Source organism: Stenotrophomonas sp. WZN-1 (genome assembly GCF_002192255.1).
Classification (GTDB): domain Bacteria; phylum Pseudomonadota; class Gammaproteobacteria; order Xanthomonadales; family Xanthomonadaceae; genus Stenotrophomonas.
This window is the reverse complement of record NZ_CP021768.1, coordinates 1-22,608: the sequence shown is the minus strand read 5'-3', so window position 1 is coordinate 22,608 and position 22,608 is coordinate 1. Positions and strand designations below refer to the sequence as shown.

Annotated in this window: 19 protein-coding genes; 3 read left to right on the top strand and 16 right to left on the bottom strand. The window is 65.0% G+C overall.

The features are described from left to right. Positions 1-31 precede the first annotated feature (31 nt). On the bottom strand, positions 32-2,122 hold the full coding sequence (locus CCR98_RS00095; RefSeq protein ID WP_087921042.1) for a TonB-dependent receptor: 2,091 nt from the start codon (positions 2,120-2,122) through the stop codon (positions 32-34). Positions 2,123-2,293: 171 nt separating this feature from the next. On the opposite strand from CCR98_RS00095, the gene CCR98_RS00090 reads away from it, so the two are divergent. The 3 genes from CCR98_RS00090 (at position 2,294) to CCR98_RS00080 (ending at position 5,669) form a co-directional block, all read left to right on the top strand. Further along, a complete protein-coding gene (locus tag CCR98_RS00090) occupies positions 2,294-3,496 on the top strand; it encodes an amino acid aminotransferase (protein WP_087921041.1) in 1,203 nt (400 codons plus the stop codon). A gap of 340 nt (positions 3,497-3,836) precedes the next feature. After that, a complete protein-coding gene (locus CCR98_RS00085) occupies positions 3,837-4,853 on the top strand; it encodes a class 1 fructose-bisphosphatase (RefSeq protein ID WP_087921040.1) in 1,017 nt (338 codons plus the stop codon). A gap of 108 nt (positions 4,854-4,961) precedes the next feature. Continuing rightward, positions 4,962-5,669, top strand: coding sequence for a 2OG-Fe(II) oxygenase (locus tag CCR98_RS00080; protein ID WP_087921039.1), 708 nt, complete (start codon positions 4,962-4,964; stop codon positions 5,667-5,669). A 54-nt stretch (positions 5,670-5,723) separates the two neighbouring features. Here CCR98_RS00080 and CCR98_RS00075 read toward each other — a convergent pair whose 3' ends face one another. The 15 genes from CCR98_RS00075 to dnaA all read right to left on the bottom strand — a co-directional run bounded on the left by CCR98_RS00075 (position 5,724) and on the right by dnaA (position 22,602). Continuing rightward, positions 5,724-6,815: a PA0069 family radical SAM protein gene (locus CCR98_RS00075; protein WP_087921038.1), complete on the bottom strand. Its 1,092-nt coding sequence runs from the start codon at positions 6,813-6,815 to the stop codon at positions 5,724-5,726. Between the two features lie 102 nt (positions 6,816-6,917). Continuing rightward, on the bottom strand, positions 6,918-7,661 hold the full coding sequence (locus tag CCR98_RS00070; protein WP_087921037.1) for a pyridoxine 5'-phosphate synthase: 744 nt from the start codon (positions 7,659-7,661) through the stop codon (positions 6,918-6,920). A 9-nt stretch (positions 7,662-7,670) separates the two neighbouring features. Continuing rightward, the gene (locus CCR98_RS00065; protein WP_087921036.1) at positions 7,671-7,940 is read right to left on the bottom strand and encodes a hypothetical protein; all 270 of its coding nucleotides are present in this window, start codon (positions 7,938-7,940) and stop codon (positions 7,671-7,673) included. A 40-nt stretch (positions 7,941-7,980) separates the two neighbouring features. Next, complete coding sequence (gene cls, locus CCR98_RS00060) at positions 7,981-9,441, bottom strand: cardiolipin synthase (RefSeq protein ID WP_087921035.1); 1,461 nt, start codon at positions 9,439-9,441, stop codon at positions 7,981-7,983. 101 nt (positions 9,442-9,542) lie between these two features. Further along, positions 9,543-9,956 (bottom strand): biopolymer transporter ExbD, encoded by a 414-nt coding sequence (locus CCR98_RS00055; protein WP_005411740.1) that lies wholly within the window; start codon positions 9,954-9,956, stop codon positions 9,543-9,545. A gap of 3 nt (positions 9,957-9,959) precedes the next feature. Then, positions 9,960-10,385 (bottom strand): biopolymer transporter ExbD, encoded by a 426-nt coding sequence (locus CCR98_RS00050; protein ID WP_005421196.1) that lies wholly within the window; start codon positions 10,383-10,385, stop codon positions 9,960-9,962. 61 nt (positions 10,386-10,446) lie between these two features. After that, a complete protein-coding gene (gene exbB, locus CCR98_RS00045; RefSeq protein WP_005411738.1) occupies positions 10,447-11,208 on the bottom strand; it encodes a TonB-system energizer ExbB in 762 nt (253 codons plus the stop codon). Positions 11,209-11,304: 96 nt separating this feature from the next. Beyond that, positions 11,305-11,862, bottom strand: coding sequence for an energy transducer TonB (locus tag CCR98_RS00040; protein WP_177179516.1), 558 nt, complete (start codon positions 11,860-11,862; stop codon positions 11,305-11,307). Positions 11,863-12,116: 254 nt separating this feature from the next. Then, complete coding sequence (locus CCR98_RS00035; RefSeq protein ID WP_087921034.1) at positions 12,117-13,310, bottom strand: tetratricopeptide repeat protein; 1,194 nt, start codon at positions 13,308-13,310, stop codon at positions 12,117-12,119. A 132-nt stretch (positions 13,311-13,442) separates the two neighbouring features. After that, positions 13,443-14,249 (bottom strand): M48 family metallopeptidase, encoded by an 807-nt coding sequence (locus CCR98_RS00030; RefSeq protein WP_087921033.1) that lies wholly within the window; start codon positions 14,247-14,249, stop codon positions 13,443-13,445. 71 nt (positions 14,250-14,320) lie between these two features. After that, positions 14,321-15,169, bottom strand: coding sequence for a CPBP family intramembrane glutamic endopeptidase (locus tag CCR98_RS00025; protein WP_087921032.1), 849 nt, complete (start codon positions 15,167-15,169; stop codon positions 14,321-14,323). A 67-nt stretch (positions 15,170-15,236) separates the two neighbouring features. Continuing rightward, positions 15,237-17,696: a DNA topoisomerase (ATP-hydrolyzing) subunit B gene (gene gyrB / locus CCR98_RS00020; protein WP_014035416.1), complete on the bottom strand. Its 2,460-nt coding sequence runs from the start codon at positions 17,694-17,696 to the stop codon at positions 15,237-15,239. A gap of 112 nt (positions 17,697-17,808) precedes the next feature. Next, a complete protein-coding gene (gene recF, locus CCR98_RS00015) occupies positions 17,809-18,903 on the bottom strand; it encodes a DNA replication/repair protein RecF (protein ID WP_087921031.1) in 1,095 nt (364 codons plus the stop codon). Positions 18,904-19,894: 991 nt separating this feature from the next. Further along, positions 19,895-20,995, bottom strand: a complete 1,101-nt coding sequence (gene dnaN, locus CCR98_RS00010; protein ID WP_005411731.1) for a DNA polymerase III subunit beta — start codon at positions 20,993-20,995, stop codon at positions 19,895-19,897. Positions 20,996-21,270: 275 nt separating this feature from the next. Beyond that, positions 21,271-22,602 carry a chromosomal replication initiator protein DnaA gene (dnaA, locus tag CCR98_RS00005; RefSeq protein ID WP_005411730.1) on the bottom strand — a complete coding sequence of 444 codons (1,332 nt, stop codon included), beginning with the start codon at positions 22,600-22,602 and terminating at the stop codon, positions 21,271-21,273. Positions 22,603-22,608 lie beyond the last annotated feature (6 nt).

Sequence of the window (22,608 nt, the reverse complement as noted above, 5' to 3'; positions counted from 1 at the left end):
GGCCGTGCCCGGCGGGCGCAGCGGTCCCATGCTAGCGCCACGTCCACTGCACGCCGGCGTTGGCCCGCCGTCCAGGTCCCGGCTCGTAGAAGCGCCCATTGCCATCGTTGACGATCACCGAGCCGATATAGGCCTGGTCCAGCACGTTCTCCAGCCGGGCGAAGGCGCGCAGTTCGCCACCCGGCAGGGTCCAGAGACGCCCGGCTTCCAGATGCAGCAGGGCGAAGCCGGGCGCGCGTTCGGTCGCCACGTCGTTGACCACGGTATCGCTGCTGGCGGAGGCCTCCAGCGCCCACTGCCACTGGCCGGGTGACCATTGCAGCCGGGCGAAGGCCTGCTGGCGCGGTACCCCGGGCAGGCGGCTGCCGGCGGCGACCAGGGTGTTCGAGGTCAGGTACGGCGAACGCACCTGTGCCTGCAGCCATGTCCACGCCAGCTGCAGCTCCAGCTGCTCGGCCAGCGGCTGGCGAAACTGCAGTTCCACGCCCTGGCGGCGGGTGCGGCCGATGTTGCGATAGGTGCTGCGACCTCCGATGTTGCTGGCAACTGCCAGCTCATCCTCGGTATCTGCACGGAACAGGCTGATATCAAGCTGGGTTCCATCCTGTGCGCGCCACTTGCTGCCGACCTCCAGGCTGCGGCTGCGCGCCGCCGCCAGATCCAGCGCCAAACCCGCCAGGCCATCGGCGCGATACCCCAGCTCGTTGAAGGTGGGCGTCTCGAAGCCGCGGCCCACGGCGGCATGCAGGCGCCACTGCGGGCTGGCCTCGAAGCTGATCCCGGCCACCGGCGTGGTCGCCTGGTAGCGGCGGCGACCACTGTCGTCGGGGTTGGCGCCGACGATGTAGCGGTCGTCGGACGCGAAGCGCACCGCGCTGTGGCGCAGCCCGGCCAGCAGCGACCAGCGCGGGCTCCAGTGCCACCAGGCCTGGGCGAACTGGTCCACGTTCTGCACGGTGTCGATCTGGTCGCGGCGCAGGCGCCCGCGCACACCCAACGTACTGCCGATGAAGTTCTCGAAGCCGGTGCGGTGCTGGCGCTGCCGGTCCGCGCTGAGCCCGGCCACCAGGTCCAACGGCCGGCCGGCGAGGTTGCCGCGCCAGCTCCAGCGCGCGTCCAGGCCACCGTAGCCGCTCTCCAGATCGATCACCCCGCCGGCATGCAGTGGGTTGGCCTGGGCAGTCGGCGGAATCGGCAGGTATTGGGTCACCGCGCGCTGGCCGGCATAGCCCATCAGCTGCCAGCGCTGGGCCCCGGTCTCCCGGGCCCAGCGCAGGCCGGCCTGCTGCTGGCGCACCGATTTGCGGGTGTCGTACTGGTGCGCCACGGCGGTGGCCTGGCGCGGATCGGCCGCCACCTGGGCACGGCTCAGGCCCAGCGGGTCCTGCGCATTGGGCGCATCCAGCGCATTGAGCAGCAGCTCCAGCCGGCCCCCGCCCAGATCACCACCGATGCGCGCATTGAGCGATTCGCGGCGCGCACGGCTGTGGTCGCGCCATCCATCGGTGCGGAACTGGTTGGCGGCGATGTTGTAATCCAGAACACGGCCGGCACCCTTCAGCTGCGCGCCAACACTGAGCGTGTTGTCGGCACCCGCGTTGACACGCAGCCGCCACGGGTCGCCGGCCTGGCCCTGTGCGCTCCAGACCTGCAGCACGCCACCGGAGGAATTGCCGTACAGCGCCGAGAACGGCCCGCGCAGCACCTCGATGCGCTCGGCGCCCAACAGGCTGGCGTGCGACAGCTGGCCCTGGCCATCGGGCATGGTCGCCGGTACCCCGTCGATCACCACCCGCACCCCGCGCACACCGAAGGTCGAGCGCGCACCAAAGCCACGGATCGACAGCTGGGTGTCCTGCGCGAAGTTCTGCCGGTCGCGGGCGACCAGGCCTGGGACCCCGGCCAACGCCTCGGACAGCTGTGCGCTGGCGCCAGCGCGGCCGGCGTCGATCCAGACCGTATCCTGGCTGGCCGGCAGCGCGAACGGGTCGATGCCCGGCACCCGCGCGGCCTGCACCTGCACGCTGGGCAGGGCAGTTGGTGCGGGCTCGGCCACGGCCGCCCAGGGCGAGAGCAGCAGGGCGGACAACGGCAGGCAACGGCGGCGTGCGGCGGGATTCATGATTCAGGTTGATGGATCGGGTGGCAACGCACGCCATCGTACGGGGCGGCAGATGACGATGGCGGCGGCCAGCCCCGGCAGGCTTTGTTACGATGGGCTGTTTCCGGCCGAAAAGCCGCAAGCCGCGTAGCGCACTTCCTCCCCCTTTCCGTCTACCGAACGAGTACCGCCGTGTCCTTCTTTGCAAACGTGGAACTGGTCCCAGGCGACCCGATCCTGGGCCTGACCGAGGCGTACAACGCCGACAGCCGCCCGACCAAGGTCAACCTGGGTGTGGGCATCTACTACGACGAGAGCGGCCGCATTCCGCTGCTGCGCGCCGTCAAGCAGATCGAGCAGCAGCTTGCCGCTGAAGCCAAACCGCGCGGCTACCTGCCGATCGATGGCCTGCCGGCGTATACGCAGGCCACGCGTGAGCTGGTGTTCGGCAAGGATTCGCCGCTGCTGGCCGCCGGCCGCGTCACCACCGCACAGACCGTCGGTGGCAGCGGTGCGCTGCGCGTCGGCGCCGACGTGCTGAAGAAGCTGCTGCCGCACGCCACCGTTGCGCTGAGCAACCCGAGCTGGGAGAACCACCGCGCCGTGTTCAGCGCGGCCGGCTTCGAGGTGGTGGAGTATTCCTACTTCGACCCGGCCACCCATGGCGTCAACTTCGATGCCCTGCTGGCCGACCTGGGCAAGCTGGACGCCGGCACCGTGGTGCTGCTGCACGCCTGCTGCCACAACCCCACCGGTGCCGACCTCACGGTCAGCCAGTGGAAGCAGGTGGCACAGCTGCTGAAGGACCGCCAGCTGTTCCCCTTCATCGACATGGCCTACCAGGGCTTCGACAAGGGCATCGAGCAGGACGGCGCCGCCGTGCGCATCATCGCCGAAGCCGGCATCGACAGCTTCATCGTCGCCAACTCGTACTCCAAGTCGTTCTCGCTGTATGGCGAGCGCGTGGGTGCGCTGTCGATGGTGGCACCGACCGCCGCTGACGCCAAGGCCGTGCAGTCGCAGGTCAAGCGCGTCATCCGCACCATCTACTCCAGCCCGTCCACCCACGGTGCTGCGCTGGTGGCCGGCGTGCTGACCAACCCGGAACTGCGCGCGATGTGGGAGCAGGAGCTGACCGAGATGCGCGAGCGCATCCACGCACTGCGCCAGGGCTTGGTGGAGAAGCTGGCCGCTGCAGGTGCGCCGCAGTTCGGTTTCATCAACGAGCAGGCCGGCATGTTCTCCTACTCCGGCCTGAGCCGTGAGCAGGTCGAGCGCCTGCGCGACGAGTTCGGCATCTACGCCGTCGGCACCGGCCGCATCTGCGTGGCCGCACTCAACCAGAACAACCTGGAATACGTCGCCAAGGCCGTGGCCACCGTCGCCAAGGGCTGAAGCAACGCTCCAGTAGCTTGAAGACAAAGGCGCCGAAAGGCGCCTTTGTTTTTTGCTTTTGCTCTTGCCTTTGCCATCCCCACCGCGCTCGCGGCGAACCCTGAAGCGCGTGGGAGGGGGAGGTGATGCAGGACCGTTGGCGCCATGGATGGCGCCATCGAGCTTACATGGACGTACTTGCAGCGTGTCCTGCATCGCCTCCCCCTTCCACGCGCCTCGACAAAAGGAAGGCGCCACGAGCGCAACGCATCTGGAAACGATTACGCCTTCCCGCGCTCACGCACGGCCCCGCCATACGGGCGACAATAGGCGTTTTCCCGCTGCCGAGACCTGCCCGCTCATGTCCCGTACTTCGTTGACCCGCTTCCTGATCCAGGAACAGCACGCCGGCCGCATCAATGCCGACCTGCGCCAGCTGATCGCGGTCGTCGCCCGCGCCTGCACCAGCATCTCCATCGCCGTCAGCAAGGGCGCCCTCGGTGGCGTGCTCGGCGACGCCGGTACCGGCAACGTGCAGGGTGAAGCGCAGAAGAAGCTGGACGTCATCAGCAACGAGATCCTGCTCGAGGCCAACGCCTGGGGTGGCCACCTGGCCGCCTGCGCCTCGGAGGAAATGGACCACAGCCAGCCGGTGCCGGACATCTATCCGCGCGGCGATTTCCTGCTGCTGTTCGATCCCCTCGATGGCAGCTCCAACATCGACGTCAACGTCTCCGTTGGCACCATTTTCTCGGTGCTGCGCTGCCCGACCAACGTCGAGCTGCCGGGCGATGACGCGTTCCTGCAGCCGGGCAGCAAGCAGATCGCCGCCGGCTACTGCATCTACGGGCCCAGCACCCAGCTGGTGCTGACCGTCGGCCATGGCACCCATGCGTTCACCCTCGACCGCGAGAAGGGCGAGTTCGTGCTGACCACCGAGAACATGCAGATTCCGGCGGCCACCCAGGAATTCGCCATCAACATGTCCAACCAGCGTCACTGGGAAGCGCCGATGCAGTCCTATGTCAGCGATCTGCTGGCGGGCAAGGAAGGCGCGCGCGGCAAGAACTTCAACATGCGCTGGATCGCCAGCATGGTCGCCGACGTGCATCGCATCCTTACCCGCGGCGGCATCTTCATCTACCCGTGGGACAAGAAGGATCCGTCCAAGGCCGGCAAGCTGCGCCTGATGTACGAAGCCAACCCGATGGGCCTGCTGGTCGAACAGGCCGGTGGCGCCGCCTGGACCGGCCGCGAGCGCATCCTCGACATCCAGCCCGACCAGCTGCACCAGCGCGTGCCGGTGTTCCTCGGTTCGCGCGAGGAAGTGGCCGAAGCCGTGCGCTACCACCACGCGCACGACGACGCGCAGGTCTGATTGGCGGTTGCCTGACGGCGGTCATGGCAGATCGATGACATGACCGTGGGGTGACACCGAGGGCGGCAAACGGCACCATCAAGCCGTTGCCGCCTAAGGAATGCACGCATGCACGAGCAGGGCCCGGTCGATTTCATCGAAGTCATCCACAACGCCGTCCCCAGCGAGGTCTGCGCGGCCATCGTCGAGCGCATGCGTGCCACGCGTGGCCTGCTGCCCGGTGCGGTAGGCAGTGGCGTGTTCCCCGAACTCAAGCACAGCAAGGATCTGCGCATCAGTGGCCTGGACGGCTGGCAGGATGTCGACCAGCAGCTGCAGATTGCGGTGTTCAACGGCCTGCTGACTTATCTACGCCGTTATCCACAGGCGTTGATCGCCCCGCTGATGTTGCAGATCCAGGACAGCAACGGCCAACCGCGACGCCTGTATGCCGAGGACTTCCCCGACATGCCGCCGCAGCAGCTGGCCGACCTGGCCCGCACCTGCCTGCGCCCGGGCGCGATCAACCTGCAGTGGTATGCGGCAGGCGAGGGCGGCTACCCGTACTGGCACTGCGAGCTGTACCCGAAGGATGCCCAGGCCGAGACCCTGCACCGGCATGTGCTGTGGACGCTGTACCTCAACGACGATTTCGACGAAGGCGAAACCGAGTTCCTGTTCCAGGGCCGCAAGATCGCGCCACGTACCGGGAGCCTGCTGATCGCCCCGACGGCGTTCACCCACACCCATCGTGGCAATCGGCCACAGGGGGGCGACAAGTTCATCGCCACCAGCTGGATCCTGTTCCAGAGTGCGCAGAAACTGTTTGGGGGGTAGCGTCGAGCTTGCTCGACTGCTTTTCCGTCGCCAGTCGAGCAAGCTCGACTTTTCTCAGAACAAGGAGCCCTGCGGCGTATCCTTCTTCGGCGGCAGCGGCTTCTGGAACCGGCTGCAATCCAGCTTCGGCCAGTGGCTGTTCTGTGCATTGAATCCCAACCGTTTACGCGCCAGCTTGAAGCGGTTGTTCAACAGATCGGCATATACGCCCTGGCCGCGCATGCGGGTGCCGAACTGGCTGTCGTAGTCCTTGCCGCCGCGCAGCTGCTGGATGGTGCTCATCACATGCGCAGCGCGATCGGGATGATGCGTATCCAGCCAGTCGCGGAACAGCGGCGCCACTTCCAGCGGCAGGCGCAGCAGCACGTAGCCTGCGGTGCTGGCACCGGCATCGTGTGCGGCCTCCAGTACGGCTTCCAGCTCGCTGTCGTTGATCCACGGAATCACCGGCGCCACCATCACACCGACCGGAATGCCAGCGTCATGCAGACGCTTCATCGCACGCAGCCGTGCATGTGGAGCTGATGCGCGCGGTTCGAGCTTCGCGGAGAGATGCGGATCCAGCGAGGTCACCGAGAAGTGCACGCTGACCAGATTCTCCGCGGCCAGCGGCGCGAGCAGATCGATGTCGCGCTCGACCAGCGCGTTCTTGGTGATCAGCGAGAACGGATGCTTGGTTTCCAGCATCACTTCGATCAGTTGGCGGGTCAGCTTGAACTTGCGTTCGATCGGCTGGTACGCGTCGGTGTTGATGCCCAGCGCGATCGGCTGCGGCACGTAACCCGGCTTCGACAGCTCCTTGCGCAGCAGTTGCGGCGCATTGGTCTTGGCGAACAGCTTGGTCTCGAAATCCAGGCCCGGCGACAGATTCAAATAGGCATGCGAGGGACGTGCAAAGCAGTACGAGCACCCATGCTCGCAACCGCGGTACGGATTCACCGACTGGCTGAAGCCGACGTCCGGCGAAGTGTTGCGGGTGATGATGCTGCGCGCGGTTTCGGCACGCACCTCGGTGCGCAGGCGCGGGGCGAGGAATTCCTCGCTCTCGTCGACCGCCCAGCCGTCGTCCACCGCCTCGCTGACGGTGCTTTCAAAGCGCCCGGCAAGGTGGGACGTGGAACCTCGGCCCTTGATCGCAATACCCATTGCGGCAGGGTACGTCGTGGCCGTCTCAATGGCTGCGACGGCCGCCTGAAGGGTTCAGCCCCCTTGCAGAGTCGAGCAGGACTCGACTCTCCAGCGGAACGGTCAGAGCAGCGCCAGGTACCCGCGCACGGTGGCATCCAGCCCGTCATACAGCGCCTCGCCGATCAGCGCATGGCCGATCGACACCTCCAGCACCTCCGGCACGTGGGCCAGGAAGTCGCGCAGGTTGTCCTGCGACAGGTCGTGGCCAGCATTGACACCCAGGCCGACGGCCTGCGCGCGGCGGGCGGCAGTGGCGAACAACGCCAGCATCGCGTCGGCATCGCCAGCCGCATGCGCCTCCGCATAGGGCCCGGTGTACAGCTCGATACGGTCCGCTCCCACCTCGGCTGCCTGCTCCAGCAATGGGTTGCCCGCATCGACAAACAGGCTGACCCGGCACCCCATCGCCTTCAGCGCAGCCACCAGCGGACGCAGGCGCTCGGCATCGCGTTCGAAGTCGAAACCGTGGTCGGAGGTGATCTGGCCATCACCATCGGGGACCAGGGTGGCCTGTGCCGGACGGGTCTGTTCGCACAGCGGCAGCAGCCCCGGGTAGCCCTCGCGCGGCGGCGCGAACGGATTGCCTTCGATGTTGAATTCAACGCCACGCGCGCAGGTCAGGGTGGACAGGGCCAGCACGTCCTCGGCGGTGATGTGGCGGCGGTCCGGCCGCGGATGCACAGTGATGCCGTGGGCCCCGGCATCCAGGCAGGCCTGGGCGGCGCGCACCACGTCCGGTTCGGCGCCGCCGCGCGAGTTGCGCAGGACGGCGATCTTGTTGACGTTGACGCTGAGCTGGGTCATGGAACGGGACTACTTGGAAAGAGGGGATCGGTCGTGTTCGTTGTGCTCGCCGGTGCGGCGGCTCTGGGCCTGTTCGCGCAGGCGGCGCAGTTCTTCGGCGTCAATGAGGGTGGCCGGGTCGCGCTGCAGGTCGCCGAAACGGGCCACGTAGCGGCCGCGTACCCAGGCCAGCAGGAAGGCGAGGGCAGCCAGCAGGCACAGGGTCATCAACCCCGCGCTCGGGGTCTTCAGCGCGAAGGCAAAGCAGCCCAGCGCCAGCAGCAGGTACAACCAGTACATAGTCGGGCTCCCCGGATGATCGCCGCAGTGTAGCGCTGCGTCACAGCAGCGGCGAGGCCAGCCGGGCGAATGCCTCGGGCAGGCGGTGCAGCCATAGCGAGCGGCCGGCCTGGTCATGCACCCGGGTGGCGCGGTCGAATTCGCCCTGCAGCAGTTCCGCCAGCGCGGCGACACGGTCACGGTCGCTGATCATCATCGACAGCTCGAAGTTCAGCCGGAAGCTGCGGTGGTCGAAGTTGGCACTGCCGACAATGCAGACATCGTCATCGGCGATGAATGCCTTGGTATGCAGCATCCGCGGGCCGTATTCGTAGATCTTCACGCCAGCATGCAACAGCTCATCGAAGTAGGAGCGCGCGGCTTGGGTGACGAACCAGGAATCGCTCATCTTCGGTACCAGCAGGCGCACGTCCAGGCCGCCCAATGCGGCCGAGGTCAGTGCCATCCGCGCCGCTTCGCCCGGCACGAAATAGGGCGTGACCAGCCAGACCCGCTCATGCGCTTCCTGGATCGCCGCCACATGCAGGCGATGGATGGTCTCCCAGCCCGAGTCGGGCCCGGACACCAGCACCTGTGCGCTGATCGGTCCATCCGCGCGCAATGGCATGTCAGCCGGCCACAAGCGGGCGATATCCATCCGCGAGGGATCCTGTCCACTGGCGTACAGCCAGTCTTCGGCGAACACCAGCTGCAGGCTGCGCACCACATGGCCGCGGATACGCATGTGCAGGTCGCGGTAGGCATCGGGCCTGCGGCTCTCATCTTCCTCGTCGGTGATGTTGATGCCGCCGGTGAAAGCGAGGCGACCGTCGACGATCACCAGCTTGCGGTGCGTGCGCAGGTTCAGCCACGGCCGCTTGAACGGCTTCAGCAGCTGCCGTGGATGGAACCAGATCGCTTCGCCGCCGGCCTCGAGCAGAGGCTGCAGGAAGCGCCGGGGCAGGGCGGAAGAGCCGACTGCATCCAGCAGCAGGCGCACCTGCACACCGGCCTGCGCACGCTCGACCAGGGCGTCACGCAGGGCGGTGCCGGCGTGGTCGGGATTGAAGATGTAGTACTCCAGGTGCACGTGATCGCGCGCCTGCGCGATGGCGTCGAGCAGCGCGGCGTAGGTGGCTGCGCCGTCGACCAGCCAGGTCACCTCGGTGGCACTGCTGGGCGCCAGCCCAGTGGTGGCCTGGGCAACCTTGGCCAGCTCGGTGCAATCCGAATCGGGCGGGCAGACATCACTGTAGTGCTCCATGCCCGAGCGGGCGCGGCCACGGCGCAGCCGCTGCCGCTTCACCTTCTGCGGGCCCAGCAGGTAGTAGATGAAGAGCCCCAGGTAGGGGAGCAGCGCCAACGACAGGATCCAGCTCAGCGTGGCCACCGGCTCGCGCTTCTGCAGCATGATCCAGCCCGCCAGCGCGAACAGGTACAGCAGGTAGGCCACCGCCAGGATCGTGCCGAGGTGGGCGATACCGTCAAGCCAATGGCGAAGGGAGTCGAAGAGGGCGAGCATCCGCCGATCATAGCGGTCTGGAGGGCCGGGCATAAAAAAGACGCCCCTGTTTCCAGGGGCGTCTGCAGTCGCGTCATGACTGTTGTGTTGCGGTGTAGCGTTTACTGCTGCACAAAACCGATCTTCTTCATCTGAGCATTCTTCGCGGCGGCCAGAACCTTGGCCATCACGTCGTACTCGGAATCCGGGCTGGCGTCGATGCGCAGTTCCGGCTGGTTGGTCGGGTCACGCTGGACCTCCTGCTCCATCCGCTGCTGCAGCTCGCTCGTATTGATCGGGCTGTTGTTCCACGAGACCTGGTTGCTGGCGTCGATCTTCAGTTCGATCGGCGGCGGCGGTTCGACCAGCTGCGGCGGTGGGTTGAGCACGCGCTGCGGCAGGTCCACGGCGATCGGGTACGTCATGATCGGCGCGGTCACGATGAAGATGATCAGCAGAACCAGCATCACGTCCACGAGGGGCGTGACGTTGATGTCTGCCATGGGGCCCTTGCCACCACCACTACTGAATGCCATGGCTTATTGCCCCTTTTCTTTGGTCGCAACGAAGCCGACGTCCAGCATGCCCTGTTCCTGCGCGACCTTGGTCAGGTCGTTGATGACGCGCATCTTGGTGGTGCGGTCACCACGCAGGTTCAGCGGCGGCTGCGGGGTCTGCTGTGCGGCGGTCGCCAAGCGGGACTCGAGAGTCTGCTTGTTGATTTCTTCGTCGTTCCAGTAGATCGAGCCGTCTTCCTTGACTGCCAGCGTGATCGGGTTCGGACGCTTTTCAGCATCTTCCGGCTTCTGGATCAGGTTGGCTTCCGGCAGATCCACCTTGACCTTGTGGGACATCAGGGGCGCCGTGATGATGAAGATGATCAGCAGCACCAGCATCACGTCCACGAGGGGCGTAACGTTGATGTCGGCCATGGGGCCGCCGCTGTTACCACTACTGAAAGCCATAACGGGCTCCGTCTAGATCTTGGTGACTACTTACTTCGTCGCTGGGTGACGCGCGCCGCAATTAGCGGACGCGCGAACCGGTGGCGAAGAAGTCGTGCAGGTCGTGCGCGAAGGTATCGAACTTGCTGATGGTCGCGCTGTTGATCTTGCTGAAGAAGTTGAAGGCGAACACGGCCGGGATTGCGACGAACAGACCGATCGCGGTCATGATCAGCGCTTCACCCACCGGGCCGGCAACGGCGTCGATCGAAGCGGAGCCGGTGGCACCGATCTTGATCAGCGCGCCGTAGATGCCCCACACGGTACCCAGCAGACCGACGAACGGAGCGGTTGCGCCGACGGTGGCCAGCAGGGTCATGCCCGACTGCAGCTTGTTGCTTTCGCGGGTGACGGCCTGACGCAGAGCGCGGTCGACGAACTCCGAACGGCTCAGGTTCTCACCGACGCCGCCGGTAGCACCGCCTTCAGCGCGCTGGTGGTGGGCAGCTGCCTGGGCAGCGTCCAGGGCGATCTTCGAGAACGGCTCCGAAGCCGGCTGTTCTTCCATCGCACGGATGGCGTCCTGCGCGTTCGGGGTGTCCCAGAACAGGCTGACGACGCGATCAGCGGCGCTCTTCAGGCGGGTGGCACGGAAGATGTTGATGACGGTCCAGTACCAGGACATGGCCGACATGGCGATCAGGGTCAGCAGCACGACCCAGGAAACCGCGAAATCACCCGGCTTGGTGGTCATTTCGTGGATCAGGTGCTCGAAGCCCATCTGCGACAGGGCGTTGGACGGATTGCCCCCGGCAGCAGCGGCGATGAAAATTTCCTGCAGCATGACGCTTACCTTTGTTGTGTGTGTGGTGATAAAGGGTGTAGCTAAGCTAAACAATCGAACTGGGAGCGGGGGTGGCCAGGCGGCCACCCGGGCGCATCAGTTCAGCGCAAAGTTGACCGGGACGCGAACGCGACCTGCCGCCTTCTTACCGCCAGATTCAGCGGCGTTGAAGCGCCACTTGCGAGCCGCTTCCATCGCAGCACGGTCCAGGTCGCGGTTACGGCTGGACTTTTCCACCGTGACATTGGTGACGTTGCCGTTGGCATCGACATCAATGATCAGGATCACTTCGCCCTGGATACCCGCGCGGAAGGCTGCCGGCGGATAGCGCGGCGGATTCATGGCCTTCGACGAGATGTCCACGCTGGCCTCGATCGAGGTCGGCGGTGCCGGCGGCGCCGGAGGCGACGGCGGGGTGACGATATCGTTCGGGCGCGGCTCCGGCACGTCGACGACCGGTGCCTGCGGCGGCGGCGGTACGGGCGACGGCTTCGGCGGCGACAGATTCTTCACCGGCGGTGGCGGAGTATCCTGCGGCGGCGGCGGCGGCGGCGGCGGCGGTGGCGGCGGCGGCGCGTCGACGATGGTCACCATGACGTTGCGCTCCTTCTCGGCCACGGCCTTGGGGGCCACGGCGGGGATCAGGAGCATCATGAAGGCGGCCAGATGCAGGGCGATTACAAACGCGATGCCGACGATGCGAGGCCAGCTCAGCCCCTTGTCATCGGGTTGTTCGTACCGGTGAACGACTAGTTGTTCCGTCATGCGCCAAGAGCTCAATAGTGGGGCCGGAATCCCGGGGGCGGGATCCCTGATCAGCGGTGCATGACACCGCAGGAACCTCCAAGCTTATACCAATCCTGAGCGCCTGCGCATCAACTGAGCAGGCATTCAGGCGTTATTCCTACTTACTTCAGGTTGATGATTTTTTTGGCATCAGCCTGGTTCTTCACGCCCTTCGCCAGCGCCTGCTGGGCGGCCTGCTTGGCCTCGGGGACGCGACCTTCGGCATGCAGGACGCGTGCCAGGTTCAGGTAGGTCTCACCGTCCTTGGAGAGCGGGGCGGCCTTCTGCCACGCATCGATCGCCTGCGGCACCTGGTCGGAGTAGTAGTAGGACTGGGCCAGCGCCAGGTAGACCTGGTAATCCGGCTTCAGGATGCCCTTCTGCAACCCTTCGTTGATGACCGCGATGACGTCCTTTTCCTTGTTCTCGGTGTTGGCATAGATCGAGTACAGCTGCTTGTACTCGCGCTCTTCGGTGAGCTGGCCGCTGCTGCGCAGCTTGTCCATCACCGCGGCGGCCTTCGGCATCTGGTCAGCCTGCATGTACATGTTGGCCAGATTCAGCTGGGCCTTCTTGTCCGTCGGGTTCTTGGCCGCCAGCGCTTCTGCGGCCTGCACGGCCTCACCGGTCTGGCCGGCTTCGGACAGGGCCGCCATCAGCAGCTGGTTCCAGTTGTCCTTCGGCTCGGCGGCGCCGGCGATGGCCTGCTTCAGCACCGGGATCGCTTCCTGGTAGCGCTCCAGCTGGTACAGCGCCTGGCCCTTGGCGATCAGCTCTTCCGGCTTGGTCGACTTGCTCTCGGCGAAGTACTTGTCCAGGGTGGCCAGGCCTTCGGCGGTCTGGTCTTCCTGCAGCTGCAGCTGGCCCAGCATCAGCATCGACTGGAAGTGGCCGTTGTTGTCCAGGCCGTTGAACTGGATCACCTGCTTCAGGTAGGCGATGGCGGCCGGGGTGTCATCGGTCTGGTAGGCAGCCTGCGAGGCCAGCTGCGCGGCCAGCGACTTGTCGTACTCGTTGGAAGCGCTGTCGGCCAGGATCGCGTCAGCCTGCGTGCGCGTCTCCGGGAACTTTTCCTTGTTGTAGCTGTCGATCATTTTCTGCAGCTTGCTGCCCATCTTGGCCGAGGCCTTGGCGGTCGGCTCCTGGCGGGTCGCATTCGGGTACAGCGGTTCGGCCTTGGCCTGCTTGCTGCTGCCGCCGCGGCTGCCACGGTCGGAGGAACGCGAGGACTGCGCAAAGGCATCGGTGACCACGGCGCCGGTCAGGGCGGTCGCGACGAGGACGGAAAGCACAGCTTTGTGGTTACGGAAAATCATCGTTCACCTCGATCGAACCGCCGGATAGCGGCAAAGTCGGACTGTCAGAAAAATCTGAGCCGCCAAACGTATCAGAAACAGATGGCGTGAGAAATCGTTTTATGTGCTGCAATACAGCATAGAACTGCGCACTCATCCGCACTTTGGCCGCAGCCCGGCCGCCTGCGCCTGCTGATAGACCGGCGTCAGGCCCGGTGCGTCACGTCGCAGCTCCTGGATCCGGTTGACCGGATCGGGGTGGGTGGACAGCCATTGCGGGCTGCGGCCGCCGCTGGCGGCCATCATGTTCTGCCACAGGTCCACGGCCTGGGCCGGGTTGAATCCGGCCTGCGCCATCAGCCGCTGGCCAATCACGTCTGCCTCGCTTTCCTGGGTGCGCGAGCCTGGCAGCAGGAAGGCCGTCTGCGCGCCCATCCCACCCAGCTGGTTGACCGTACTGGCGGCGCCATCGCCATAGGCGGCACCGGCCAGCGCGCCCAGCACGGCCAGGCCGGTCTGCGCGCCCATCTGCCGGGTAATGCGTTCTTCGTGGTGACGCGCGATGACATGGCCGATCTCATGGCCGATCACAGCAGCCAACTGGTCCTGGTTCTTGGCGACGGTGAAGATGCCGGTGTTCACGCCCACTTTGCCGCCGGGCAGGGCAAAGGCGTTCGGTTCCTTGTCGACGAATACGGCGGTCTCCCACCGTACGCCACGGTACTGAGGCGGCAACTGTGCGACCAGCGCATTGACCACGCATTGCACGTAGCCGTTCTGGCGACCATCCGTGCTGATCTTCTCTTTCTGCTTGGTCTCGGCAAACGCCTGCGCGCCGAGCTGGTCAAGCTGTGCCTGCGATACGCCGCCCACCATCTGCCGTCTTCCGGTTGGCGAGGTGGTGGTCGCACAGGCACTGACCACGGTGGTGATGACTAGAGCCAGCAGCAGTTGTTTCATGGGTCCGCCCCCGTGTTCATGTGCGCAGTGTGTAGCGTACCTGCTTAATCTTTCGTCAAGCGGGCACGGCGTTACGTTGACCCCAGGAACACCATTGCGGCGAGCGCAACCGCGTTGTTCAGCGCATGCGCGGTGATCGCCGCCCACAGCGTGCCGGTGCGGCGGTACAGCCAGCAGAAGGCGGCGCCCATGCCCCCGTAGACCAGCCACAGCTGTGCCATGCCCAGCAGCGAATTCTTGCTGACACCGGGCACTTCATGGACCAGGGCGAACGCCAGGCTGCTGAGGATGAGGCCCAGCCAGGGGCGGCCGGCCTGCCACAGGCGCCCGAACAGGACACGGCGGAACAGCAGCTCTTCGTAGGCGGGGGCGAGGACGACCGCAAACAGCACCAGGAACAACGGGAAGCGCGCGATCGCGCTCTGCATCAGTTCCACGTTGGTCGGCACCGGCTCGATGCCGAACTGCTTGGAAAGGAACGCGATGCCGTTGCTGCCAAGCACGATCAGCGTGGCCACCAGCAGGGTCCACCCCCAGGTGGAAGGCCGCTGCAGCGCCTGTCGCGAGGCCAGGCGTTCACCGGCGTTCGCCGGGCGGCGCCAGAAGTACAGCAGCAGTGCGGCGCCACCGGTGGCGATCAGGGCCATCAGGATCTGCGCCAGGGCACCGGGCTGGCCCACTGCGGCGCCGACGGTGTCAGGTGTCAGTGCGCCGCCATTGGCCGCGGCGTTGGCGCGGCTGACCACGATCGCACGGTAGAAGCCCCAGAACAGGCCGGTGACCATGCTCAGGCCGACCAGGGTGACGGCGGCGATGCCCAGGTCGATGAAGAAACCTGCCAACGGTGCCACGGCGCGCGGCGGGGTGGACGCCGGCGGAAACGGTGGCGGAGCGGCGGAGACCGGGGCGGATGCGGACATCAGGTACCTGCGTTCAAGGGACGAAGGCCGGTGCAGCTCCCCGCGCACCGGCCAGGTCCCGATTGTGTCAGATATCCAGGTTGGCGACCTTCAGCGCATTGTCTTCGATGAAGTCGCGACGCGGTTCGACCACATCGCCCATCAGGGTGCTGAAAATCTGGTCGGCGGCGACCGCGTCTTCGATACGCACCTGCAGCAGGCGACGGGTTTCCGGGTTCACTGTGGTATCCCACAACTGCTCCGGATTCATTTCACCCAGACCCTTGAATCGCTGGATCTGACGGCCGCGCTTGGCCTCCTCGAGCAGCCAGTTCTGCGCCTTGGCGAAGCTGTCGACTTCGATCGACTTGGCGCCGCGGGAAATCGTCGCGCCTTCGCGCACCAAGCCATGCAGCAGCTTGGAGGCCTGATGGATCGCGCGCAGTTCGCCGCTTTCGAAGGCCGACATCGGCAGCACCTGGATGTGCTGCTCGCCCATGTGGCGACGGGTCACCAGCACGGCGGCGGGGCGCTCCTCGTTGGCGTCCTGCAGTTCCAGGCTGAAACGCGGGCTGCCCAGGCTGCCCTGGTTGAGGCGCTTGGCCAGCGCATCCAGGCCTTCGCCTTCGCCGGCATTGCGCAGGCTGTCCATGTCCATCGGCACGAAATCGACCAGCGCTTCGAGCAGGTTGCGGTCATAGCGGTGGGCGTTGCGTTCGATGGAATCGAGCGCGGCGGCATAGGCCAGCAGCAGCTTTTCCAGCGCCAGGCCTTCGATGCCCGGTTCGCCGGTGGCCGGCACCAGCGCGGCGTTTTCCACCGCACTGCTGGCCAGGTAACTGTCCAGCGCCGGGTCGTCCTTCAGGTACAGCTCCTGCTTGCCCTGCTTGATCTTGTACAGCGGCGGCAGGCCGATGTAGACGTAACCGCGCTCGATCAGCTCCGGCATCTGACGGTAGAAGAACGTCAGCAGCAGGGTACGGATGTGGGCGCCGTCGACGTCGGCGTCGGTCATGATGATGATCTTGTGGTAACGCAGCTTGTCCGGGTTGTACTCGTCACGGCCGATGCCGGTACCCAGGGCGGTGATCAGCGTACCGACCTGGTCGGAGGACAGCATGCGGTCGAAGCGTGCGCGTTCCACGTTGAGGATCTTGCCGCGCAGCGGCAGCACCGCCTGGTTCTTGCGGTTGCGGCCCTGCTTGGCCGAGCCACCTGCCGAGTCACCCTCGACGATGAACAGTTCGGACAGCGCCGGATCCTTTTCCTGGCAGTCGGCCAGCTTGCCCGGCAGGCCGGCGATATCCAGCGCGCCCTTGCGGCGGGTCAGGTCGCGGGCCTTGCGCGCCGCTTCACGCGCACGCGCGGCGTCGACGATCTTGCCGGCGATCGCCTTGGCTTCGTTCGGGTTTTCCTGCAGGAACTCTTCCAGGCGCGCACCGAAGGCGTTTTCCACCGCCGGGCGCACGTCGGAGCTGACCAGCTTTTCCTTGGTCTGGCTGGAGAAGCTCGGGTCCGGCACCTTCACCGAAAGCACCGCGATCATGCCCTCGCGCATGTCATCGCCGGTCAGGTTGATCTTGGCCTGCTTGGCGATGCCGTTCTGCTCGATGTAGTTGTTGAGCACGCGGGTCAGCGCACCGCGGAAGCCGGCGAGGTGGGTACCGCCGTCCTTCTGCGGGATGTTGTTGGTGAAGCAGTACATCGTCTCCTGGTAGGAGTCGGTCCACTGCAGTGCCACATCCACGACGATGCCGTTGTGCTCGCCGGTGACCGAGATGACGTTCGGGTGCAGCGGGGTCTTCAGCTGGGCCAGATGCTCCACGAAGCTGCGGATGCCGCCTTCGTAGTGGAAGTCATCGCGACGGCCATCGCCGCGCTCGTCGGCCAGGACGATCTTGACGCCGGAGTTCAGGAACGACAGCTCGCGCAGGCGGCGGGCCAGGATGTCGTAGTGGAATTCCACGTTGTCGTGGAAGGCGACGGTCGACGGCCAGAAGCGCACGGTGGTGCCACGCTTGGTGGTGGCTTCCAGCTTGGCCAGTGCGGTCACGGCTGCGCCGTTGCTGAATTCCTGCTGGTAGTGGGAGCCGTTCTGGAACACGTCCACCAGCAGCTTCTGCGACAGCGCGTTGACCACGCTGACGCCGACGCCGTGCAGGCCGCCGGAAACCTTGTAGCTGTTGTCGTCGAACTTGCCGCCTGCGTGCAGGACGGTCATGACCACTTCGGCGGCGGACACTTCGCGACCGAGCTTGGCGCTCATCTGCTCGTGCTTGCCGGTCGGGATACCGCGGCCGTTGTCGGATACTGAAACCGAGCCGTCGGCGTGGATCGTCACTGCAACGTGGTCGGCGTGGCCGGCCAGCGCTTCGTCGATCGAGTTGTCGACGACCTCGAACACCATGTGGTGCAGACCGGTGCCGTCATGCACGTCGCCGATGTACATGCCGGGACGCTTGCGGACAGCCTCCAGGCCTTCCAGGGCGGTAATGCTGTTGGCGTCGTAATTGCCGTTGTTTGCCGGGGTGTTCTGTTCGTCGCTCATTGCGCTTGCCGTAGGCTCCGCAGGTCGGCCACCGCTTGGAGCGATGCGCCGAGAATGAAAGGATTCCAACCCGAATTATACCAGCCGGGGTCGAGCGGCCCTGATGTGCCCACTATGGCACAGCCACGATCTGTGCATGTTCCACGTGGAACCGGGCGATGTGGGTCAGTTCTTCCAGCGCCGCCGGCGTTTCGGTGGCGGTGATGAAGATCTGTGCCGGTCCGTTGAGCAGGCGCTCCAGAACCCGCGCCTGGTGGGTGCGATCCAGCTCGGAGGCCAGATCGTCCAACGCGATCACCGGCCATTCGCCGCGCTGCTCGGCATAGTCCTCAGCCTGCGCCAGCAGGCAGGCCAATGCCGTCAGCTTGGCCTGGCCCCGGGACAGCGCATCGCGACCAGGAATGCTATGGAAATCCACGCTCCAGTCTGCCCGGTGCGGGCCGACCGAGGTGTACCCGGCCTGGCGGTCACGTTCCCGGGCCAGAAGCAGGGCATCGGCCAGAGGGAGCTCGTGCCGACGCCAGCCCGGGCTGAGTTCCAGTGCCTGGATGCCGAGTTGCGGGGCCAGACTGGAAGCCAGAGCCACGGTGCGCTGCTGCAGACGCTCCAGGTAGTGCTGGCGACGGCTCGTCAGAGGCTCGCCGGCTTCGGCCAGTTCGTGATCCCAAGTATCCAGCATCCGCGACGGGCCACCCTGCTTGAGCAGGGCGTTGCGCTGTTTCAGTGCCCGCGAGTACCGACGCCACAGGGACAGGAAATCAGGTTCCACGTGGAACAAGCCCCAATCGAGGAAGCGGCGGCGGGGTTCACCACCACCGCTGACCAACGCATGGCTGCCCGGCTCGAACGTGACGACGGCAAGCGCTGCGCACAGATTGCCAAGCTGGGCCACGTCTTCGCCGTCCAAACGTCCCTTCCAGTCCTGGCCACTGTGGCGCAGGCCCGCCTTTCGGCGGTGCGGAGGGTGATTGGCCCGCCGTTCGTCCCATTCCACGAAGATCTCCAGCGCTTCCTGGCCCTGGCGCACCAATCCATCGCGGACACGACCACGGAAGCTGCGCCCATAAGCCATCAGATGCAGGGCCTCGAGCACGCTGGTCTTGCCGGCACCGTTGTCACCGGTGAGCAGGTTCAATCCTGGCTGGGGCGACAGTTCCACCGCACTGAAGCGACGCAGTTGGTGCAGGGCGAGGCGGCGGATAAGCATGGGGCGCGAAGGACCATCCGCACGGGGCGGTAGAGGGACGGGGAATCCATCAGCTTACTGCATCGGTCAAGCCGACATGGCCCGAAGCGGCTGCCGAGCGGATGGGTTGATCAAGGCCGGATCCGGATCACGTGTTCCACGTGGCGCCGCCTCAACGCAAGGCGTTATCACAGCCCTGAACGGTCCTGGAAATCCTTCAAATCTGCAGCGGGTGACAGGGTGTAGTCCCGCAGAATTCAACGATTTCACGGCTCATCGCGCCGCACCACCGAGGTACCACTTCGGCAGTCGCTCTGGATGACCCGCAGATTCCTTGAAATCTACGACGCCCTCTCCTGGACGGTTCCACAGATTTCAAGAAATTCATGCCGACCGTTTCACGCTGTCCACAGCGGGCATGTATGACTTATACACAAGGTATGGGCAATCTGTGGATAAAAAAGCCCTTTTACCTTGCCCTTAAAACTATCCACAGGTTCCCCCCCAGCCTGAGGCGCCTCTATACAGGGGGTTTCAGGTGCATAAATCTCTTTTAAATCAGTTAGATAAGGTATTTCTCCACGAAATCTGGCCCTACCATCACCACCATGCTTTAGATTTATACCCAGATTTAGAAGCTAGGCTTGCCCCGATCTGCCCCAAACCAGGGCTGTGGACAGTGGCGTTTCCAGAAGGGCTGCGAACGTTCATAGCCGCGTTCCATTCGCTCGCTGATGGGAACGCACGGTGCGGAAGCTCGATCTGAGAATCCTGAAGCTGCACCCCAAAGCGATTCACAGTGATCCATGCACACGCGGCCCGCTATCCAGCGTCTCCAGTGCAACCATCCCAGAAGGATCAGTCGGAGCCACCAAGCATCCACCGACCGCCAACTCCCGGCTGGACAGGATTCAGCTCAATGGCTCGCCTTCAATGCTCCACGTGGAACCTAAAAAAAAACGCCCGGGAAGATCCCGGGCGTCCTTCGGTTCCACGTGGAACAACGCTGCTGTCAGAGACGCAGCGGCATCACCACGTGGCGCGACTTCTCGCTGCTCGATTCACGCACCAGCGCGGAGGAGTTGGAGTCGCGCAGCTGGATGATGACTTCCTCATCGCGCAGGGCGGACAGGGCATCCAGCAGGTAGTTCACGTTGAAGCCGATGGCCAGATCACTGACCGTGGTGTCGGCTTCGATCTCTTCCTGGGCTTCTTCCTGCTCCGGGTTGTGCGCGCTGATCTTCAGGTTGCCCGGCGAGACTTCCACGCGGATGCCGCGGTACTTCTCGTTGGACAGGATCGCGGCACGCTGCAGCGAGGCACGCAGCGCTTCGCGATCAACCTTCACTTCACGGTCGGCACCGATCGGAATCACCGCTTCGTAGTCCGGGAATCGGCCGTCGATCAGCTTGGAGGTGAAGGTGACATCGTCGCGCTTGACGCGGACGTGGCTGCGGCCGACTTCCAGCTCGATCTCGCGATCACCGCTTTCCAGAAGGCGCTGCAGTTCGGTCACGCCCTTGCGCGGCACGATGATCTGGCGCTTGGAACCGCTGGGCTTGGCCAGATCGGTTTCACACAGCGCCAGTCGGTGGCCGTCGGTGGCGACGGTACGCAGGGCATCGCCGCGCAGATCGAACAGCAGGCCGTTGAGGTAGTAGCGCACGTCCTGCTGGGCCATCGCGAACGCGGTGCGCTCGATCAGTTCCTTCAGGGTCGCTTCGCCGATGGCCACGCGCTCGGTGGCTTCCACTTCGTCAACCGACGGGAAGTCATTGGAGGGCAGGGTGGCCAGGGTGAAGCGGCTGCGGCCTGCCTGCACGGTGATCTTGTCACCGGTCTGCGAGACGGTGATCCGGCTGCCGTCGGGCAGGGCGCGGATGATCTCGAACAGCTTGCGGGCGGGGATGGTGGTTTCGCCGTCCTGGGCATCTTCAACCGCGATCCGCGACACCATCTCCACTTCCAGGTCGGTACCGGTCAGCGACAGCTGGCCGTTCTGCACCTGGACCAGGAAATTGGCCAGAACCGGAAGGGTCTGGCGGCGTTCGACCACGTTGACGACCTGTGCCAACGGCTTGAGAAAGGCTTCGCGCTGCAGTGTGAAACGCATGTGGTTCCGTGCCCCTATGCTTTAAAAAATGTGGAATAAATCAAAAGCTTGGTGGTGCTGGTAGAGACAGAATCGCTGGAAAACAACGCTAAGTCTTTGTAAGTAAAAGGATTTCAGACCTCGAAACCCTCTGTATTACCGACCCCCAGGGGGTGGGGAAAGCTGTGGATAAATTCGACGCGATCTCAGACGCCATTTTTATCCACAACGTGTCCCGCGCTTGCTACCGGATTCTGCACCGTTTTGTGCGATGACGCCTCATCGGCATCCGTGCATCATTCGCTCAGCTTCCGGATCAGCTTGTCCCAGTCCTCGCGGAGCTTGCCGTCGGTTTCCATCAGGGTCCGGATCTGGCGGCAGGCATGCAGCACCGTGGTGTGATCGCGACCGGCAAAGGCGTCGCCGATCTCGGGCAGGCTGTGCTCGGTCAGTTCCTTGGTCAGGGCCATGGCGACCTGGCGGGGGCGGGCCAGCGAGCGGGTCCGACGCTTCGACAGCAGATCCTTGATCTGCAGGCCGTAGTAGTCGGCAACGGTTTTCTGGATGTTGGGAATGCTGATCGCCTGCTGCTGGGCGCGCAGCAGATCGCGCAGGGTTTCCTGGGCGAATTCGGTGGTGATCGCGCGGCCGGTGAAATTGGCGCGGGCGGTCAGGGTATTGAGCGCACCTTCAAGGTCGCGCACGTTGGAGCGCATCTTCTTGGCGATCAGGAACGCAACATCATCGGGAATCTCGGCACCGCGTTCGCGTGCCTTGGCCAGCACGATCGCGGCGCGGGTCTCGAAGTCCGGCGGTTCGATCGCGACCGACAGGCCCCAGGCAAGCCGCGACTTCAGGCGTGCTTCCAGGCCTTCGACCTCGCGCGGATAGCGGTCGCAGGTCAGGATGATCTGCTGCTTGCCATCGAACAACGCGTTGAAGGTGTGGAAGAACTCTTCCTGGGTGCGGTCCTTGCCGGCGAAGAACTGGATGTCATCGATCAGCAGCGCGTCCACCTGCTGGAACTGGCGCTTGAACTGATCCATGGTCTTTTCCTGCAGGGCCCGGATCATCGCGCTGAAGAACTGTTCCGAACGCAGGTACAACACCTTTGCACCTGGATTGGCCTGGCGCATGGCGTTGCCGGCGGCGAACATCAGGTGGGTCTTGCCCAGGCCGGTGCCTCCGTACAGCAGCAGCGGGTTGTGCGCGCGGTCGCCCGGCTTCTGCGCTGCCTGGAAGGCGGCGGCCAGGCCCAGCTGGTTGCTGCGGCCTTCGACGAAGTTGGCGAACGTGTAGTGATTGTCCAGGTTGCCGGCGAAGGGCACCTGCGGTTCGCTGGACACATGCGCCGACGGCGTGGAAACCGGCGCGTTCTGCGCCTCCACAGGGCGGGGGCGCGAGCCGATTTCAAGAAAAACGTCGCTGAAACCGGCGAAATGAGCCAGCAGCTCGCGGATCCGGGCGAGGTACAGCTCGCGGACCTGGTCGACGATGAAGGCATTCGGTGCATACAGCACCAGGCTGTCCACGCGCAGATCGGCCTGCAGCGGCTTCAACCAGGTATGAACGTCTTCCGGCGGGAACTCCGCTTCGAGGCGCTCGAGACTACGGGACCAAGCATCCATCAGCAA

Excerpts from the sequence above, each read along its gene's own strand:
- CCR98_RS00095 (WP_087921042.1), bottom strand. The coding sequence starts at position 2,122 with ATGAATCCCGCCGCACGCCGCCGTTGCCTGCCGTTGTCCGCCCTGCTG.
- CCR98_RS00085 (WP_087921040.1), top strand. The coding sequence starts at position 3,837 with ATGTCCCGTACTTCGTTGACCCGCTTCCTGATCCAGGAACAGCACGCC.
- CCR98_RS00080 (WP_087921039.1), top strand. The coding sequence starts at position 4,962 with ATGCACGAGCAGGGCCCGGTCGATTTCATCGAAGTCATCCACAACGCC.
- CCR98_RS00075 (WP_087921038.1), bottom strand. The coding sequence starts at position 6,815 with ATGGGTATTGCGATCAAGGGCCGAGGTTCCACGTCCCACCTTGCCGGG.
- CCR98_RS00070 (WP_087921037.1), bottom strand. The coding sequence starts at position 7,661 with ATGACCCAGCTCAGCGTCAACGTCAACAAGATCGCCGTCCTGCGCAAC.
- CCR98_RS00065 (WP_087921036.1), bottom strand. The coding sequence starts at position 7,940 with ATGTACTGGTTGTACCTGCTGCTGGCGCTGGGCTGCTTTGCCTTCGCG.
- cls (WP_087921035.1), bottom strand. The coding sequence starts at position 9,441 with ATGCTCGCCCTCTTCGACTCCCTTCGCCATTGGCTTGACGGTATCGCC.
- CCR98_RS00055 (WP_005411740.1), bottom strand. The coding sequence starts at position 9,956 with ATGGCATTCAGTAGTGGTGGTGGCAAGGGCCCCATGGCAGACATCAAC.
- CCR98_RS00050 (WP_005421196.1), bottom strand. The coding sequence starts at position 10,385 with ATGGCTTTCAGTAGTGGTAACAGCGGCGGCCCCATGGCCGACATCAAC.
- exbB (WP_005411738.1), bottom strand. The coding sequence starts at position 11,208 with ATGCTGCAGGAAATTTTCATCGCCGCTGCTGCCGGGGGCAATCCGTCC.
- CCR98_RS00040 (WP_177179516.1), bottom strand. The coding sequence starts at position 11,862 with ATGATGCTCCTGATCCCCGCCGTGGCCCCCAAGGCCGTGGCCGAGAAG.
- CCR98_RS00035 (WP_087921034.1), bottom strand. The coding sequence starts at position 13,310 with ATGATTTTCCGTAACCACAAAGCTGTGCTTTCCGTCCTCGTCGCGACC.
- CCR98_RS00030 (WP_087921033.1), bottom strand. The coding sequence starts at position 14,249 with ATGAAACAACTGCTGCTGGCTCTAGTCATCACCACCGTGGTCAGTGCC.
- CCR98_RS00025 (WP_087921032.1), bottom strand. The coding sequence starts at position 15,169 with ATGTCCGCATCCGCCCCGGTCTCCGCCGCTCCGCCACCGTTTCCGCCG.
- gyrB (WP_014035416.1), bottom strand. The coding sequence starts at position 17,696 with ATGAGCGACGAACAGAACACCCCGGCAAACAACGGCAATTACGACGCC.
- recF (WP_087921031.1), bottom strand. The coding sequence starts at position 18,903 with ATGCTTATCCGCCGCCTCGCCCTGCACCAACTGCGTCGCTTCAGTGCG.
- dnaN (WP_005411731.1), bottom strand. The coding sequence starts at position 20,995 with ATGCGTTTCACACTGCAGCGCGAAGCCTTTCTCAAGCCGTTGGCACAG.
- dnaA (WP_005411730.1), bottom strand. The coding sequence starts at position 22,602 with ATGGATGCTTGGTCCCGTAGTCTCGAGCGCCTCGAAGCGGAGTTCCCG.